This window comes from Hoeflea phototrophica DFL-43 (genome assembly GCF_000154705.2).
GTDB classification, from domain to species: domain Bacteria; phylum Pseudomonadota; class Alphaproteobacteria; order Rhizobiales; family Rhizobiaceae; genus Hoeflea; species Hoeflea phototrophica.
In genome coordinates this window covers 3,574,328-3,589,803 of sequence record NZ_CM002917.1, presented here as the reverse complement: position 1 = coordinate 3,589,803, position 15,476 = coordinate 3,574,328, and the positions used below count along the sequence as shown (strand labels likewise).

The following is a 15,476-nucleotide window of genomic DNA, read 5'->3' as shown; positions in this document are numbered from 1 at the left end:
GTCCGCGCTGCCTATCTGTATGAAGACATCATCTAGGGCTGCGGATGGATGTGTCGATGGCCGGCGCTAGCCTGCGTGGCGGGTCATGACCATCATGTAGTCTGCCATAAACATGTCGGGGTCGGTGTCGACCATCACCAGATGATCGGGACGGCCATTGAATATGGTGGCGCGGCTTTGCGTTCCACCGGGCTGGAAGATGCTCTGGCCGATCGCGGGGCCTTCGGTGAGAACTGCGAGCGCGCCCTTCTGCAACCGGAAGGCACCGGGCACTGTGAGCCAGGACAAGGCCATCACATCATGGGGCACACAGCCGCCAAGCCCCAGATGGGAGCGGTAGAAACGGGCGTAGAACTCCGCCATGGCCGCCAGGGGTGGACCGAGTGTGGTGTTTTCCCGGGCAATTGCCTGCATGAAGTCCGGTGTGAACAACACCGGCATGGTGCAGTCAAGCGGCGCCAGGACCAGAGGCCATGAGGCTGCCAGAACCTTATCGGCGGCATGCGGGTCGTTCCAGAAATTGGCTTCGGCCATGGTCGTGACATTGCCCTTGCGGTGCACCGCACCACCCATCACAACAACCGCCTTGATGCGCGATACGATTTCCGGGTCACGCTCCAGGGCCCGTGCGAGATTGGTCAGAGGGCCCACGGCACACAGCACGATTTCGCCGGGAAAGCGTTTTGTGGCGTCAATGATGTAGTCGGCGGCATCGTGTTCATGCTTCTGGCGGGCGGACTGCGGAATGTCGACGCCGCCAAATCCGTTGAGACCGTGAACCAGGTAGCTTGGCTCATTGGCGGCAATCGCGAGCGGTGCGGTTTCACCTTCGGCCACGTCGGCTTTCGAGCCCCAATGATCGAGAAGTGCGAGAGCATTGCGGGTTGCTTCATGGGTGCGGACATTGCCGAAAATGGTGGTCAGCGCCAGCAAGTCCAGTTGCGGATGAGCGATCGCGTAGGCGATGGCCATGGCGTCGTCGATCCCCGGATCCGTGTCGATGATGATCTTGTATGCCAATTGCAGTTCTCTCCTCTGCACTGCCGGTCCGGACTGCACCATCCAACGGGGAATCGAAGCTGTGTATCCCCAACGCTGCGTGGAGCATTGGCATGGAGGCGGATTTGCCGCAAGCGGGCGGTTTTGCGGCGCAAGGCCCAAGCAAGTTTAAATGTGCATTGTTCGCAGCGACCGGCGGCATGGCGGGAATTCCCGCTGTCGCTAGACGGGCGTCGTCCGAGCAGGGTGGCGCCCGTCTGCCAATCCCCAAAAACATGTTCTGTTTACGACCAACGGGTCTGCCATCTCGTGTACGGCAGCCGTTGATTTTAAGGTGCGATATCACGCAATCGCACCGGATAAGATAATCCCCTAAATTTAATATGATTTTTCCCCCAAATAGGGGATCATTTGTGCCTTTTTCCCAAAATTCACGGGGTATTTTTAGCGTAAGTGGATCCGGTAAGCTTAACCGCATCTTAAGCGGGAACCTCCAACTGTACCAACACAATGGAGGTTCCAATGAACGTTTTCAAAGCTACTCTTGCGACCGGGTTAATCTGCCTTTCAGGCTCTGCAGCTTTTGCCCAGCCGCCCGCGCCAGACGCCCAAAGCCTGATCACTCCCGCGCTGATTGCGGATATGCGGCAGTGGATCGAAACCGACATCGTCCGGATTTCGATCGGTGCTCAGAACGACCGTTTGAAAAAACTGCCCCAGGATCAGATCGACGCGCTCGACCAGCAATGGCGGGCCGAGCGCGAGAGCGACGACAAGCCGTTGATTGCAGCGACATTGTCGAACCCGCTTTCGATCTATCTGACGCGGCTGCAGGGAAAATCTCTTGGGCTCTATGCTGAAATTTTCGTCATGGATCAGAACGGCCTCAATGTTGGGCAAAGCTCCATCACCGGCGATTTCTGGCAGGGCGATGAAGCGAAGTTCCAGAAGACTTATGATGTGTCTGCGGATGCCCTCTTCATTGATGAGCCTGAATGGGACGACAGCGCAAAAATCTGGCGCGGCCAGGTCAGTTTCACTGTGACCGATGAGGGTGAGCCGATCGGCGCGGTCACAATGGAAGTCAACCTTACTGAACTTGAACGCCGAACCGCCGCAGGCGCGTAAGGCACCAGTTTCAAGTTCCCGAACCCCTGGAACAAGCCAGGTGAAGGTTCGAGAGACACAACGGGATTGAGACAATGCTCAAGAATATATCTGTCAGTGCCAAGGGCTTTGTGGCGTTCGCCATCCTAGCATTCATCGCCATCAGTGCATCCAGCCTGATTTATGTTCGTGCGGTGACCACAACCGAGCTCGTTGAGCGCAATCAGAACATGGCACTGTTGCGGGAAGAAACGGTCAAGATCAGCAATGATGTTACCTTCGCCAATATGGCGCTGAAGAACTTCCTTTTGACAGGCAATCGGGATTTCGTGACGGTCTACGAGGAAACCAGCGCTGTTATAGACGCGGACATTGCCAAACTTGAAGCAATGGTCGCGGAGTCTGCTCCTGATCAGGCCTCGACGGTTGCGGATGTCAAGACAATCCTGGCCGAATGGCGTACGACATTGGTTGATCGCCAGATTGCACTGATGCGTGACCCGCTCACCGTTGAACTCGCTCGCGTGCTTGAGTTGACCGGTGAAGGGACAAAACTTCAGGGCGCCTTCAAGGAAAACATTGGATCGATCGCGACTGTTGTTCAGGAACGTTCGCTTGTTACCGCAGAAGAACAGCGCGCAGCGCTGTCCGGAGTGGTTTTCATCAGCCTTGCTGCATCCGTGATTGTGGCGATTGTGGCGGGCTTGATGGGGCTTCTGAACTTCCGCCTTGTTTCACGTCCGTTGAGCCGTCTGGCTGATGCGACCGCACGGCTTGCCGATGGCGATCTGGACGTGACCATTGACAAGGGCGGCAAGGATGAAATCGGCAAGATGGCTGAATCCATGCAGGTGTTCCGCGAAGCTGCGGTGGCCAACAAGCAGCTGCAGGCTGACGCTGAAGCAAACCGTCAGCAGGCCGAAGCTGATCGCCTCGCAGCTCAGGAAGCGGCCGAAGCAAATGCAGCCGAGCGGCTCAAGATTGCCACTTCGGGCCTTGCAACAGGCTTGCAGAGGCTCGCGGATGGCGATCTCTCCTTCCAGCTGGAGGAAGCTTTTGCTCCCGACTTCGAGGCTCTGCGCCATGACTTCAACAAGTCCATACGGCAGTTGAGCGGAACCATGGCTTCGATCACCGAGAGCGTCTCGATGATGGAAACCGGAACCCGGGAAATCGCAAACGGCACGGATGACCTTTCCAAGCGCACCGAGCGTCAGGCGGCGGCTCTTGAAGAAACCGCGGCCGCAGTGGAAGAGATCACGGCCAACGTGACCAACTCGACCCAGCGCACCGAGGAAGCCCGCGGTGTTGCATCCCAGGCAAACTCGTCGGCAGTCGAGTCTTCCGAAGTGGTGGGCCGTGCGGAAGACGCGATGCGCCGGATCGAGGAAAGCTCCAACCAGATCTCCAACATCATCGGAGTGATTGACGAGATCGCCTTCCAGACCAACCTTCTTGCCCTCAATGCCGGTGTCGAAGCGGCGCGGGCAGGTGAAGCAGGTCGCGGCTTCGCAGTCGTCGCCCAGGAAGTGCGGGAACTGGCTCAGCGCTCCGCCAACGCGGCCAAGGAGATCAAGGAGCTGATCCAGAACTCCTCGTCGGAAGTCTCGAGCGGCGTGGACCTGGTCCGCAAGGCAAGCGAGGCGCTGCGCACGATCGGTGGCTTCATTACGGACATCAACACGCATATGGATGCGATTGCGATCTCCGCCAAGGAGCAGTCGACCGGACTGTCCGAGGTCAACCAGGCTGTCAACTCGATGGACCAGACCACGCAGCAGAATGCCGCGATGGTCGAGGAATCCAATGCAGCTTCGTCGGAACTGGCGATGGAAGCCGGAAAACTCCGCGAACTGATCTCGCAGTTCCGGATCGATGGCTCGGCCACGATGCAATCTGCCAGCCTGCATGCAACGGCTCAGGCGATGGCAGATGCTGCTCCGAAAGCCAAGCCCTCTGCGCCGAGCCGGGCACCGTCGAAGGCTCCTGCACCGCAGCCGCAAAGCCATGGCAACGCTGCTCTCGCGCAGGACGACTGGGAAGAGTTTTAAGCGTTCCTGGTCTCAGTAGACGCCCAGAGCGTTTCTACAAAGCCCGCTTGCTGAAGGAGGCGGGCTTTTTCACTTTGAAGGAGGCTGATCGGCTTTGGGCCGCCAGCGGGCCATGAGGGCCGAATTTGCGACGACACTGACCGAGGAAAAGGCCATTGCCGCACCTGCAAAGACTGGCGGCAGTATGCCGAATGCTGCTAGCGGAACCCCGATCAGATTGTAGATGAAGGCCCAGCCGAGGTTCTGGCGGATTGTCCGGCGGGTTTTCGCTGCCACATCGAGGGCGGCTGGAACCAGCCGCAAGTCGGGCCGCATCAGGGTGATTGCCGCCGCATCGCGCGCCGCGTCCGCGCCGCCTGCCATGGCAATGCCGAGACTGGCCGCTGCCAGCGCGGGCGCATCATTCAGGCCGTCGCCGACAAAGGCGACATGGCCGCCGGTCCGGTGCGCCAACTCGCGTATCGCATCAAGCTTCTCTGCCGGCAGCAGGCCTGCACGTATGTCCGAGACCCCGGCCATCTCCCCGATTGCCCGCGCCGTGGCCTGATTGTCCCCGGTGAGCATGATCGTCTGCAACCCGCGGCGATTCAATTCGGCGATGGCTGTGCGGGCTTCCGGCCGTATCGCGTCGGCCAGTCTGATTGCACCGATCAGGCGTTGGTCGGCTGCGACCCAGGCCAGCGTTCCGGCACCGTTGAGATCGATATTTTTGCCGAGCCGAGTGGTGTCGATACCGGCCTCCTCAAGGAAGCGTGCAGATCCGACACGGATGTTGATTTGGCCCTCCATTCCCGTAAGTCCGCGCCCGGGCACGGCGCGGATATCGCTGGCGGGTTTGAAGGCGACGCCGGATCCTTCTGCACGGGCGAGAATGGCGTTGGCGATGGGGTGCTCGCTTCCGGTCTCCACCGCCGCGGCATGGGACAACAGATCAACAGCGCTGACGCCGTCTGCCGGGTAAAGGTCCGCAACTTCGGGCGCACCGGCGGTCAGTGTGCCGGTCTTGTCGAAGGCGATGGCCTTGATGTCGGTGGCGCGCTCCAGGGTTTCGATGTCGCGGATCAGGATGCCTGCCTTTGCTGCAGACCCGGTGCCTGCGACCAATGCGGTGGGGGTGGCGAGCCCCAGCGCGCAGGGGCAGGCGATCACCAGCACTGCGACGGCTGCGACCATCGCTGTTTCAAAACCTGCGCCCACAAGCAGCCAACAGGAAAGCGTGATGCCGGCAATCACCAGTATGACCGGCACAAAGACAGCTGAAATCCGGTCGACCAGCTTCTGGACAGGCGCGTGGCCTGACTGCGCTTCCTCCACCAGACGGGTCATGCGGGCAAGCCGGGTGTCGGCACCGACAGCCCGGACCTCGACTTCGAGGAGTCCATCGGTGTTGGTGGTGCCTGTGATCACCGGTTCGCCCGGGCCTCGGGCGACCGGCATGCTTTCGCCGGTCACCATCGCCTCATCAAGCGAGGACTGGCCAGCTGTGATCACGCCATCGGCAGCGACGCGCGCGCCTGGCTTGACAATTATAATGTCACCCGCAACCAGACGCTCGACCGGCACGGTGCGGACGGATCCGTTCAAGGTCTTGAGATCTGCGGTTTCAGGTTGCAGCCTGCCCAATGCCCTGAGCGCGCCTGCGGCGCCGGACTTGGCCCGTGCTTCGAGATATTTGCCCAGCATGATCAGCGTGAGAACCACCGCGGCAGCTTCGAAATGCAGATGCGCGGATGTGCCGTCATGGGCGGCATGCGGATCACCCCAGTTGCTCAGGAGCACCCACATCGAGAAAACATAGGCGGCACCTGTGCCAAGAGAGACCAGCACCGCCATGTTGGCGGAACCGCCGCGCAGCGCGCCCACGGCTTCGCGCCAGAACCGGCTGCCGGATACGCCCATTACCCCGGTGGCGAGTATGGCTTGCCATACCGGAGATATCCAGGCTTGCCCCATGCCAGTCATCATCGGCAGCATGCCAATCACAATCGGCAGTGTCAGGATTGCGGAAACGACAAGGCGCAGGAGTGTCTGGCGTTCATCGGCCCGGCGTGTCGCGGCCTGAGCTTCATCGGCGTCGCGGTGCGCTGCAAAATCCGCCTGACGGAGCAATGCACCGAAGCCGGCCTTGCCAATTGCCGTTGCAAGCGTACCCGGATCAAGCGCTTCGCCCTCTATATCCGCGCGTTCCAGCGCCAGGTTGACGCGCGCTTCACGGACGCCTGGCTGCCGCGACAGCACCTTTTCCACACGGGCTGAACAGCTGGCGCAGGTCATGCCGCTTATGTCGAAGGTCAGGTGTTGAGGGGCGGCGTTCATCGCCAGATCCATTAATTGCCGATGCCGACCACATCAAATCCGCTGGCCTCGATGGCTCCCTTGAGCGCATCAACGAGCTCCGGTTTGGCGAGATCGGCTGTCAATTCATTGGCTTCTATGCTGACGCGAACATTGGAAACGCCATCGACCGCTTTCGCTGCCTTCTCGACAGAGTTCGCGCAGCCGTTGCAATGCATACCCTCGATTTTGATCGAAACTGTCATTGGCTGTTTCCTTTCAGGGTCCATATGGGGACGCCGACCGGAAAACGTCAAGCGCCGGCGGCAAGCCGGCGCGCTGGATTCAATGACAATAAAGCGTATCGAGTGTCCTGAGCATCTGCAGCACGGGATTGGAATTTATCGAATAGAAGATTGTTTGCGCCTCCCGGCGCGTCGACACAAGCCCCTGATTGCGAAGCTTGGCCAGATGCTGCGAGAGCGCTGACTGGCTCAGTTGCACACGTTCAGCGAGGACACCGACCTGCACTTCGCCTCTTGCGAGATTGCACAGAATTAGAAGGCGTTTCTGGTTTGCCATGGCGCTGAGCAGCGTTGCAGCTTCATCCGAATTGCGTTCCAGGTCTTGTGCGTCGATCATGCTCGATCTTTCGAAATGCGTCGGGCCGGGTGCGGCTAAAGGTTTTAATCCGTTGATTTGGAAACAATTTAATCATGAAGCTTGCCCTGTATACCCCTATTTTTGAGAGGCGAAACGAGACAATTTTACAAGCATTGCGCGAAGCTGGTCGGCCTCCTCCAAGGGCGCTTCGAACTCGATCCGGACGAGTTCATCACCATTGGCGAGATCAAGTCCGGCGCAGTCGATTCCGCAAACCCTCCAGCCGGTTCGCTTTGACCCGGCGAAGGCCCTGGCATAGGCATCGGCGGTGCTGGCATGATCGGTGTTCATGTGCTCGATGGCGCCCGGTTCAAGCGCGGCCATGTCGGCAATGGCCGGCGATCGGATCAGAAAATCGGAAGCCTCGAGCACATAGGCCTTTCCGAAGCCGCCATTGAGGCTGGCTGATTCCGGCACCATCCGGAAGAAGGTGAAATCCGGGAAATCGGCATAGAGAGCTGCCTTGGGGTGGCGTGCAATGAAGCGGGCGCGCAGAGCTGCATGTCTTTCGTCATCGCGCGGAACCCGGACCGCAAGGGTGCGCAGTGTGATGCGCGGATGGGCCAGCGGATCGCCCTTGCCCGGCTCGCCAAACAACAACGACGCTCTTGGATCGTCGAGCAGGGCTGCGGTGTGAACCGACAGGCCTGAAACCAGGATCACCGGAGCGCCATCGGTGTCTGTTCCTGTCAGGACCCGGCTTGTGAAGGGAAAGCCGGTTTCAGGTTCCAGCACCCCGATAGCCGCGAACCGAGCGCCTCTGACCAGACGGCGTGCGAGCTGTCTGGCCTCTTCATCGGTGTCGCGGATGGTTTTGACCGGCTCTTTCATGGCGCTATTTCGGCGCCATTCTGATCGCACCGTCAAGCCGGATGGTCTCGCCATTGAGCATCACATTGTCAATGATGTGCATGGCAAGCCGGGCATATTCCTCCGGCTGGCCGAGGCGGGAGGGAAAGGGAACGGATGCGCCAAGGCTGTCCTGAACTTCCTGTGGCATCCCCATCAGCATCGGGGTGGCGAAAATCCCGGGTGCGATCGTCATGATGCGAATGCCGAAACGCGCCAGTTCGCGCGCGATCGGCAGCGCCATGGCGTGAACTCCGCCTTTCGAAGCCGAATAGGCAGCCTGGCCGATCTGGCCGTCGAAGGCAGCGACCGACGCGGTCGAGATCACAACGCCGCGCTCGCCGTCTGCGAGCGGGTCAAGCTTGGCGGCGCGGTCGGAAAACAGCCGCAGCATGTTGAAGCTGCCGATCAGGTTGACCTCGATGACCTTGCGGAAAATCTCGAGGTCATGGGGCCCCTCGCGTCCAACCACGCGTGTGGCGGGTGCTATGCCGGCACAATTGATGAGAATGCGGGCTTCTCCGTTGACTTGGGCTGCGGCCGAGAGTGCCGCATCGGCGGCTGCGGCGTCGGAGACATCACAGGCAAATGCCTGTCCGCCGATTTCCTGCGCGATGGCTTCCGCCTGCGCCAGATTGACATCAAGCAGCGAAACCTTCGCGCCGGCCTTGGCCAGAGCACGCGCTGTTGCCGCGCCAAGGCCTGAGCTGCCGCCGGTCACAATAGCGGCTTTGCCATCAACTTCCATGGTTTCGTCTCCTCGAATACGATCGGGTTGTCTTGGTGTTTTGGGTCTGAAAGCGCGTTTGGACTAGCGGCGATGCCGGGTCAATCCACGCACAATATCGTCAGCTGTGATGGAACCTGTGACCGCGCCTTTGTCAATGACGCCGATGGTGCCCTCCCGCTTGGCCAGTGCATCCATCACCTCCGCAAGCGGTGTGTCTGGCGTGACGGAGGCAGCGAGCGGCGTTTTGCCTCGCGTGGCGTCAGGCTTTCCAGGTGTCATGACGTCACTGGCCGACAGCATGCCGATCGGGTTCATGTTGGCGACGAAATCGGCGACATACTGGTTGGTCGGCGAATTGACGATCTCGCGCGGGGTGCCGCACTGGATGATCCGGCCGCCTTCCATGATGGCGATGCGGTTGCCGAGTTTCATGGCTTCGTCGAGATCGTGGCTGACGAACACGATGGTTTTTCCCAGCCGGGTCTGAAGCTCGAGGAGTTCATCCTGCAGCCGGGTCCTGATCAGCGGATCAAGGGCAGAAAACGGCTCATCCATCAGGAGGACCGGCGCGCCGGTGGCAAAGGCGCGCGCAAGACCAACACGCTGCTGCATGCCGCCCGAGAGTTCGGCGACCATCCGGTCGGCCCAATCGGACAGGCCGACCAGCGCGAGCTGTTCGGTGACGCGGCTCTTGCGTTCGCTGTCGGGTATGCCTGCGATCTCCAGGCCGAAGCCGACATTGTCAGCCACCGAGCGCCAGGGCAGAAGACCGAATTGCTGAAACACCATCGAGACGGTGTCCATGCGCAACTCCATAAGCCGCCTTTCATCGCAAGCGCCCACATCAACGGTCTCATCGCCGCAATTGACGATGAGTTTGCCGCGGCTGATCGGATTGAGCCTGTTGATGGCGCGCAGAAGTGTCGACTTTCCGGAGCCCGACAGGCCCATCAGGACCAGGATTTCGCCTTCGTTGATGTCGACGGTGCAATTGTGGACGCCGAGCACATCGCCGGTCTGTTCCTGGATCTCGGCGCGGGATTTGCCCGCATCGGCGAGGGCCAGGCTTTGCTCGGTGTTGTCGCCGAAAATGATCGAGACATTGTCGATGCGGACCGAGCCGCGAACCTGCTCAGTGCTCATGATGTGGCTCCCATGCGGACACGGCAGATCCGGTCGAGGATGATGGCAAGGATGACAATCGCGATGCCGGCTTCCAGTCCCAGCGGGATGTTGACGGTGTTGAGCGCCCGGACGACCGGCTTGCCAAGCCCGTTGGCGCCGATCAGGGCCGCGATGACCACCATCGACAAGGACAGCATGATGCATTGGGTCAGGCCCGCCATGATGGTCGGAAGTGCGGCCGGCAACTCGACCTTTCGCAGCAACTGCCCCGGCGAGGCGCCGAAGGCCTGGCCGGCCTCGATCATCGGCTTGGGCACCGAGGTGATGCCCAGATAGGTGAGCCGGATGGGAGCAGGTGAGGCGAAAATGATGGTGACCAGAAGGCCGGGCGCAAGGCCAAGGCCAAACAGGATCAGCACCGGAATGAGATAGACGAAGGTCGGCATCGTCTGCATCAGGTCGAGGATTGGCTGGATATAGGCGTAGAGCTTGGGGCGGTGGGCGAGCCAGATGCCGATCGGTACGCCGATGGCCATGGACATGAAGGCGGCGGAAATCACCAGAACGAGGGTTTCGACGGTTTCTTTCCAGAGATCCTGGTTGATGATGAAAACCAGTCCCAGCACGATGCCAAGCGCGAGCTTCCAGGATTTCTGAATGCGCCAGCCGATCAGGGCAATGACCGCCACCACGATCAGGGGCGGCAGCCACAACAGCCCGTCGATCATTGCGTCGAGCAGGAACTTGAGTGAATCGGCAATCGCGTCAAAGATGAATTCGAAATTGTCGGTGAGAAAGCTGAAGAAGCTTTTGCCCCATTGCCCGACCGGAATTTTCCACGCGGTGAGTAAGTTTTCCAGTCCGTCCATGCCAGTCCCCTCGGCATTGAGCCCGGTCCGGCGCCTGACCTGTCAGGGTCGCCGGACCGGAATGTCGAAATTACATGCCGAGTTTGGCAGTCACGGCTGCGGCGGCATCGCCACCGTCGAATGTGGTCACACCCTCAAGCCAGGGCGACACGGTGTCCGGGTTGGCCTTCAGCCAGGCGAGAGCAGCTTCGTTGGCGTCTTCGCCCTTGAGGATCGCGTCCATGATCTGGTTTTCCATGGTCAGCGAAAACTCAAGGTTCTTGACCAGAGTGCCGACATTCGGGCACTCGCTGGTGAAGCCTGCACGCACATTGGTATGTACGGTCGCCGCGCCAAATCCTGAATCGCCCATGCCGTCGAGATAGACAATGTCCATTTCACCCATGATCGGGTGCGGGGTCCAGCCGAGGAAGGCGATCCATTCTTCGTTCTTGAGCGCCTTTTCGGCCTGCGAAAGCATGCCGGCTTCCGAGCTTTCCACGAGTTCGAAACCGTCAAGGCCGTTGGCTGCATCGTCGATCATCTCGAGCACGATGCGGTTGCCGTCATTGCCGGGCTCGATGCCGTAGATCTTGCCGTCGAACTGGTCCTTGAACTTGCCGATGTCGGTCAGGCTCGTGACGCCACCTTCTGCGGCGTAGGCCGGCACGACGAGGCCGTAGCCTGCGCCTTCAAGGTTCTGCGCGATGGATTCGACTGATCCGTCGTCAAGGAACGGCTGCACGTCGGCTGCCATCGATGGCATCCAGTTGCCGAGGAACACATCCATGTCCTTGTTCTTGAGCGACTGGTAGGTCACCGGCACGCTGAGCACCTGAACTTCCTGGCTGTAGCCAAGCGCATCGAGCACAACGCCGGCGACTGCCGTTGTGGCCTGAATGTCGGTCCAGCCGACGTCGGCGAAACGCACATTCTTGCAGGCTTCCGAATCAGCGGCCTGGACGGTCGCGGTGCCTGCGAGCAGCATAGCTGCGATGGTGATGGTGATTTTTCTTGTCATGTTTCATCCCTCTGGTCTTCGAAGAGCTGAAACAAGCACCTCTAGGCGTTGAACTCAAGCGTCAAAGTCGCCGTAATTTGGCGCAACGGTTACAAAACGGCTGTTGAAAGAGGTCCATCCGGGGTTGGAATTGGCGGGGCGGTATGGGCAAGAAGGGTCACAACCGAAGCACAATGATCTCTTTCACGGGGTCTGAAAACGCCCAACGACCGGAGAGCCGCCGTGGCCAAGCTTTATTTCAGCTATTCGACGATGAATGCGGGAAAATCGACCTTGTTGCTGCAGGCTTCCTACAATTACCGGGAGCGGGGCATGCGCACGGTGTTGTTGATCGCGAGTCTCGACGACCGCGCTGGTGTCGGAAAGATCGCGTCGCGCATCGGTCTTGATTGCGAAGCGCTCCCGTTCCGCCCCGATGATGATCTTTATGCCCAACTCAAGGCGTTGCAAGCCGAGGGCGACATCGCCTGCGCCTTTGTCGACGAGGCTCAGTTTCTGACTGAGGATCAGGTCTGGCAACTGGCGCGCGCCGCTGACCGGCTGGGCATCCCGGTGATGACCTACGGTTTGCGCACGGATTTTCGCGGACAGCTTTTTCCAGGCTCGCAAGCGCTCTTGGCGATTGCCGACGAACTGCGCGAAGTGCGCACTATCTGCGAATGCGGGCGCAAGGCGACCATGGTGGTTCGGACCGATCAGAACGGCATGGTCTTGCGGGAGGGCGCGCAAATCGAGGTCGGCGGCAATGACCGCTATGTGTCCTATTGTCGCCGTCATTGGGACGAAGTCATGAACCCCGAGGTCGCCAATTAGGGAATCGGCCATAATTCTGCCCTGAACCATCTCCCTTTTTGCATGTCGGAAAAAGTGAGTAGGGATTAGGCACATTGCCCTCGCCGCAGCGTGCGCTATAACCTTATTATAAGCAAACGCGAACGGAGACTGTTTATGCGCATATCCCTACCTATGTTGTTCGGTGCCGTTATCGCGGCAGGACTTTCAGCACCAACCGCGGCTCTTGCAGACGGCGACGCTGTCGCAGGCGCGAAAGTTTTCAAGAAGTGTGCCGCCTGTCATGTCGCCACTGAAGCCAAGAACCGTGTCGGGCCGCATCTGGTCGGTATTGTCGACCGGCCGATGGCCTCGGTTGAAGGCTACAAATATTCAAAAGCCATGATCGCCCATGCCGACGAAGTTCCCACCTGGACAGTCGAGGCGCTCGACGCCTACCTTCGTGCACCGCGGAAAGTGGTCAAAGGCACAAAGATGGCCTTTGCGGGGCTGAAGAAGGACGATGACGTTGCAAACGTGATTGCCTACCTCAAGGACCCCTCTGCCGCCGAATAAGAGCATTCGCTCCTGCTTTATTGTAGACCGCTCTTTCGGGGGCGGTCTTTTTTTGTGCACTTGTCATGCTTACGTTGTTACTGGTCGTTTTGTTTGCGCCTGTGGTTCGCGGTGCTACAAAAGAACTGGAATCCGGTGCTTCCGGACAAGGTATTTGGGCGCACGATCTGAGGCGCGAAATTATAAGGAATTCGGGCATGGCCAACATCAAGAGTTTTGACGCTGAAATCGAGAAAACCCGTTCCGTTGTGGAAGACATGCGCTCCAAGATCGAGGCGTCCGGGGTGGTGCTCGAGAAGATGTCTGAGGCTGATGCCGAACTGGGTGATCCGCAATTCGATATCGAGAATGCCCGCATTCAGGATGTGCTTCGCCAGCAGCGGATCATGGAAAGCAACATCGCTGACCTGATCATCGGGCTTGAGGATGCAACCAATGTGTTCGGCTCGGAATTTGAAAGCATGAAGGGCTTTTCCGGCATGGAGAGCTTTATCTCGATCTTTTCCAAGGCACGTGCGCAGCGGATGCGCTCGGACCGGGTCAGGAACATGTCGCTGTCGGGCAATCTTCAGGAACTGTTGAAGAAATCCGACACCATCACCGGAATTCTCAAGGACCAGAAGGACATTCTGGACAGCCGTTACAAGACCTCGGAAGCAAGCCTTATCAAGGTGATCGAGCGCCGCAAGGAGACCATGGCGCAGCTGGAAGCGACGCAACAGCGGATCGAGGAGATCAATCCGCAATTGCTCGATATCGAAAACCAGATCGCGGCGTCGACGGATCAGAAGACACGGACCGAACTGGAAAGCGATCGTTCCAGGCTCGCCACCGAATACAATGAGCAGCAGGCCAAGGAGCAGGAATTGCTGGCCGAGAGCCAGACGCTGGAACGCTACACCTCGATGTTCCAGACTTTTGTGGATTCGCTCAACAATCAGATTGCGGCGCAAAACACGCTGATCAACAAGCTGACCATCGATACCGAACAGCGCATCGTGCTCTACAAGGCGCTTGAGGATTCACTTAAGACCGCGGCGCAGCAGGATGTTGCGCACAAGATCAACACGCTGGGCAGCAGGGTGGACACCGCCGCTGAAGAAACCATGGCGGGCATCGGTGCGGCGGCGCAGAAGCACATTGGTGATCTTCTGGAGATGCATGAGAAGAACATGCTGTCGACGCAGGATATCCAGCGCCGCAAGCAGTTGGCCGATGATGCGTTTGCGCGACGGTTTTCGGAAGTTCTCGAAAAGCACAATTCCGCCAATTACGTGAAACCCTGATTTGGGTGACATGAGGATGGGGCACGGCCATGCGCGCTGATACAGGTGCCGCCGGCGCATATTTCCGGTCGATCCGGGCGGCATTGAAGGGGTTGCGGGTCTATCTCGCCGACGCCAAATCACCGCTCTATACGCATGGCCTGGTCGGTCAGGTGATCATTCCCTATGTCGACCGGCTGGAGGCGACCTTTTCAGCCTGGGAGAACCGGGTCGGTTTCATGGAGCGGTTCCGCATCAGCAGGGCAGACAGCGGTTTCCCGGTGTTCCAGAACGTGCTGACGCTCGAAAACGATCGCGCCAGCGCCAAGGACCGGCTGGCGGCGATGCCGGATATCGAGACCCTCAAGGCCGAGATGGCGGATTTCATCCTGCGTCACCGGGATTTCCCCGCAGCACTGCAGGAACAGATCGCCGAACGGCTCTATCTCGAAGAGATCGGTAGGGATGCGGTGTTTGCTCCATTCAATCTGCCTGAAACCATCAAGGTCTCGGTCAATCCGAAAAACGGGCGGCCGTTCTATGTGGTTCACTGGGGTGTGTTTGACGGCAGCCAGACCTTGCCGATGGTCTATATGGCGGTGATTGAGGATTCCAGCGAAGCGATCGCCAAGATGCTGGTCACCAAGAGCGGCAAGCTCAACCCGGACGTCGAGATCCCGTTGCCTGTCGGCGGGCTGCTCAATCCCGAATTTGCCCATGCGTTCGACGCGTCCGCGGAACGGCATGGCGCCTACTCGCTCTCGCCGGTGACGATTGCGCAGAACATCGATGCTGATTTCGAGTTTCTGCATCCCAAGCAATTGCGCCGTTTTGTCCTCGGACCGTTCTATTCAGCGGGTGCCACCGACAACAACGACAAGATCTCGAAGATCCTGTCGAAAGTACGCAAGGAAGAAAACGCCTGGCTTCTGACCTGGACCATGCAGGAAGTGTTCTCCAAGACAGAACGGCCTGCAAAGCGCGGGCTGTGGAGTTCCGAACCGGCGCGCGACGAATATCACATCGACACCGACGATCTTGAAGCCACCCGCCAGGGCGTGAGTGCTTACCAGAAGCATGCGCTGGTGCCCCATGATGCCTATCAGGCGCTCTATGCATCAGGCGAGGCCGAGAGCATCTTTTCAGGCTTCACCGTGCATGTGGTGTCGGGCAACCAGGTGATCAGCGAGGTATGAC

The 15,476-nt window shown here is 59.3% G+C and carries 15 protein-coding genes; 6 read left to right on the top strand and 9 right to left on the bottom strand.

Annotated features, from left to right (window positions below):
• Window positions 1–66 precede the first annotated feature (66 nt).
• The gene (locus HPDFL43_RS16940; protein ID WP_007198615.1) at window positions 67–1,020 is read right to left on the bottom strand and encodes a nucleoside hydrolase; all 954 of its coding nucleotides are present in this window, start codon (window positions 1,018–1,020) and stop codon (window positions 67–69) included.
• Window positions 1,021–1,521: 501 nt separating this feature from the next.
• Between HPDFL43_RS16940 and HPDFL43_RS16935 the strand changes: the two genes are divergently transcribed.
• Both HPDFL43_RS16935 and HPDFL43_RS16930 read left to right on the top strand, forming a co-directional pair.
• A complete protein-coding gene (locus HPDFL43_RS16935) occupies window positions 1,522–2,127 on the top strand; it encodes a hypothetical protein (RefSeq protein WP_040449301.1) in 606 nt (201 codons plus the stop codon).
• Window positions 2,128–2,201: 74 nt separating this feature from the next.
• Window positions 2,202–4,157 carry a methyl-accepting chemotaxis protein gene (locus HPDFL43_RS16930; protein WP_007198613.1) on the top strand — a complete coding sequence of 652 codons (1,956 nt, stop codon included), beginning with the start codon at window positions 2,202–2,204 and terminating at the stop codon, window positions 4,155–4,157.
• Window positions 4,158–4,226: 69 nt separating this feature from the next.
• Here the strand turns inward: HPDFL43_RS16930 and HPDFL43_RS16925 are convergent, their stop codons facing one another.
• The 8 genes from HPDFL43_RS16925 to choX all read right to left on the bottom strand — a co-directional run bounded on the left by HPDFL43_RS16925 (window position 4,227) and on the right by choX (window position 11,667).
• Window positions 4,227–6,473: a heavy metal translocating P-type ATPase gene (locus tag HPDFL43_RS16925; protein ID WP_040450421.1), complete on the bottom strand. Its 2,247-nt coding sequence runs from the start codon at window positions 6,471–6,473 to the stop codon at window positions 4,227–4,229.
• A gap of 11 nt (window positions 6,474–6,484) precedes the next feature.
• Window positions 6,485–6,697, bottom strand: a complete 213-nt coding sequence (locus HPDFL43_RS16920; RefSeq protein WP_007198611.1) for a heavy-metal-associated domain-containing protein — start codon at window positions 6,695–6,697, stop codon at window positions 6,485–6,487.
• Window positions 6,698–6,776: 79 nt separating this feature from the next.
• Complete coding sequence (locus tag HPDFL43_RS16915; RefSeq protein WP_007198610.1) at window positions 6,777–7,073, bottom strand: ArsR/SmtB family transcription factor; 297 nt, start codon at window positions 7,071–7,073, stop codon at window positions 6,777–6,779.
• Between the two features lie 96 nt (window positions 7,074–7,169).
• On the bottom strand, window positions 7,170–7,925 hold the full coding sequence (locus tag HPDFL43_RS16910; protein WP_007198609.1) for a HugZ family pyridoxamine 5'-phosphate oxidase: 756 nt from the start codon (window positions 7,923–7,925) through the stop codon (window positions 7,170–7,172).
• Between the two features lie 4 nt (window positions 7,926–7,929).
• Window positions 7,930–8,691, bottom strand: a complete 762-nt coding sequence (locus HPDFL43_RS16905; RefSeq protein ID WP_007198608.1) for an SDR family NAD(P)-dependent oxidoreductase — start codon at window positions 8,689–8,691, stop codon at window positions 7,930–7,932.
• 63 nt (window positions 8,692–8,754) lie between these two features.
• Window positions 8,755–9,816, bottom strand: coding sequence for a choline ABC transporter ATP-binding protein (choV, locus tag HPDFL43_RS16900; RefSeq protein ID WP_007198607.1), 1,062 nt, complete (start codon window positions 9,814–9,816; stop codon window positions 8,755–8,757).
• Window positions 9,813–10,667, bottom strand: a complete 855-nt coding sequence (choW, locus tag HPDFL43_RS16895) for a choline ABC transporter permease subunit (protein ID WP_007198606.1) — start codon at window positions 10,665–10,667, stop codon at window positions 9,813–9,815. The genes choV and choW overlap by 4 nt, the downstream gene beginning before the upstream one ends.
• 70 nt (window positions 10,668–10,737) lie before the next feature.
• A complete protein-coding gene (choX, locus tag HPDFL43_RS16890) occupies window positions 10,738–11,667 on the bottom strand; it encodes a choline ABC transporter substrate-binding protein (RefSeq protein ID WP_007198605.1) in 930 nt (309 codons plus the stop codon).
• 222 nt (window positions 11,668–11,889) lie between these two features.
• On the opposite strand from choX, the gene HPDFL43_RS16885 reads away from it, so the two are divergent.
• The 4 genes from HPDFL43_RS16885 (at window position 11,890) to HPDFL43_RS16870 (ending at window position 15,475) form a co-directional block, all read left to right on the top strand.
• Window positions 11,890–12,480, top strand: coding sequence for a thymidine kinase (locus tag HPDFL43_RS16885; protein ID WP_007198604.1), 591 nt, complete (start codon window positions 11,890–11,892; stop codon window positions 12,478–12,480).
• 135 nt (window positions 12,481–12,615) lie between these two features.
• The gene (locus HPDFL43_RS16880; RefSeq protein ID WP_052093225.1) at window positions 12,616–13,014 is read left to right on the top strand and encodes a c-type cytochrome; all 399 of its coding nucleotides are present in this window, start codon (window positions 12,616–12,618) and stop codon (window positions 13,012–13,014) included.
• Window positions 13,015–13,211: 197 nt separating this feature from the next.
• Window positions 13,212–14,300 (top strand): coiled-coil domain-containing protein, encoded by a 1,089-nt coding sequence (locus HPDFL43_RS16875; RefSeq protein ID WP_007198602.1) that lies wholly within the window; start codon window positions 13,212–13,214, stop codon window positions 14,298–14,300.
• 29 nt (window positions 14,301–14,329) lie between these two features.
• Window positions 14,330–15,475 carry a hypothetical protein gene (locus HPDFL43_RS16870; RefSeq protein WP_007198601.1) on the top strand — a complete coding sequence of 382 codons (1,146 nt, stop codon included), beginning with the start codon at window positions 14,330–14,332 and terminating at the stop codon, window positions 15,473–15,475.
• The last annotated feature ends 1 nt before the right edge of the window (window position 15,476 follow it).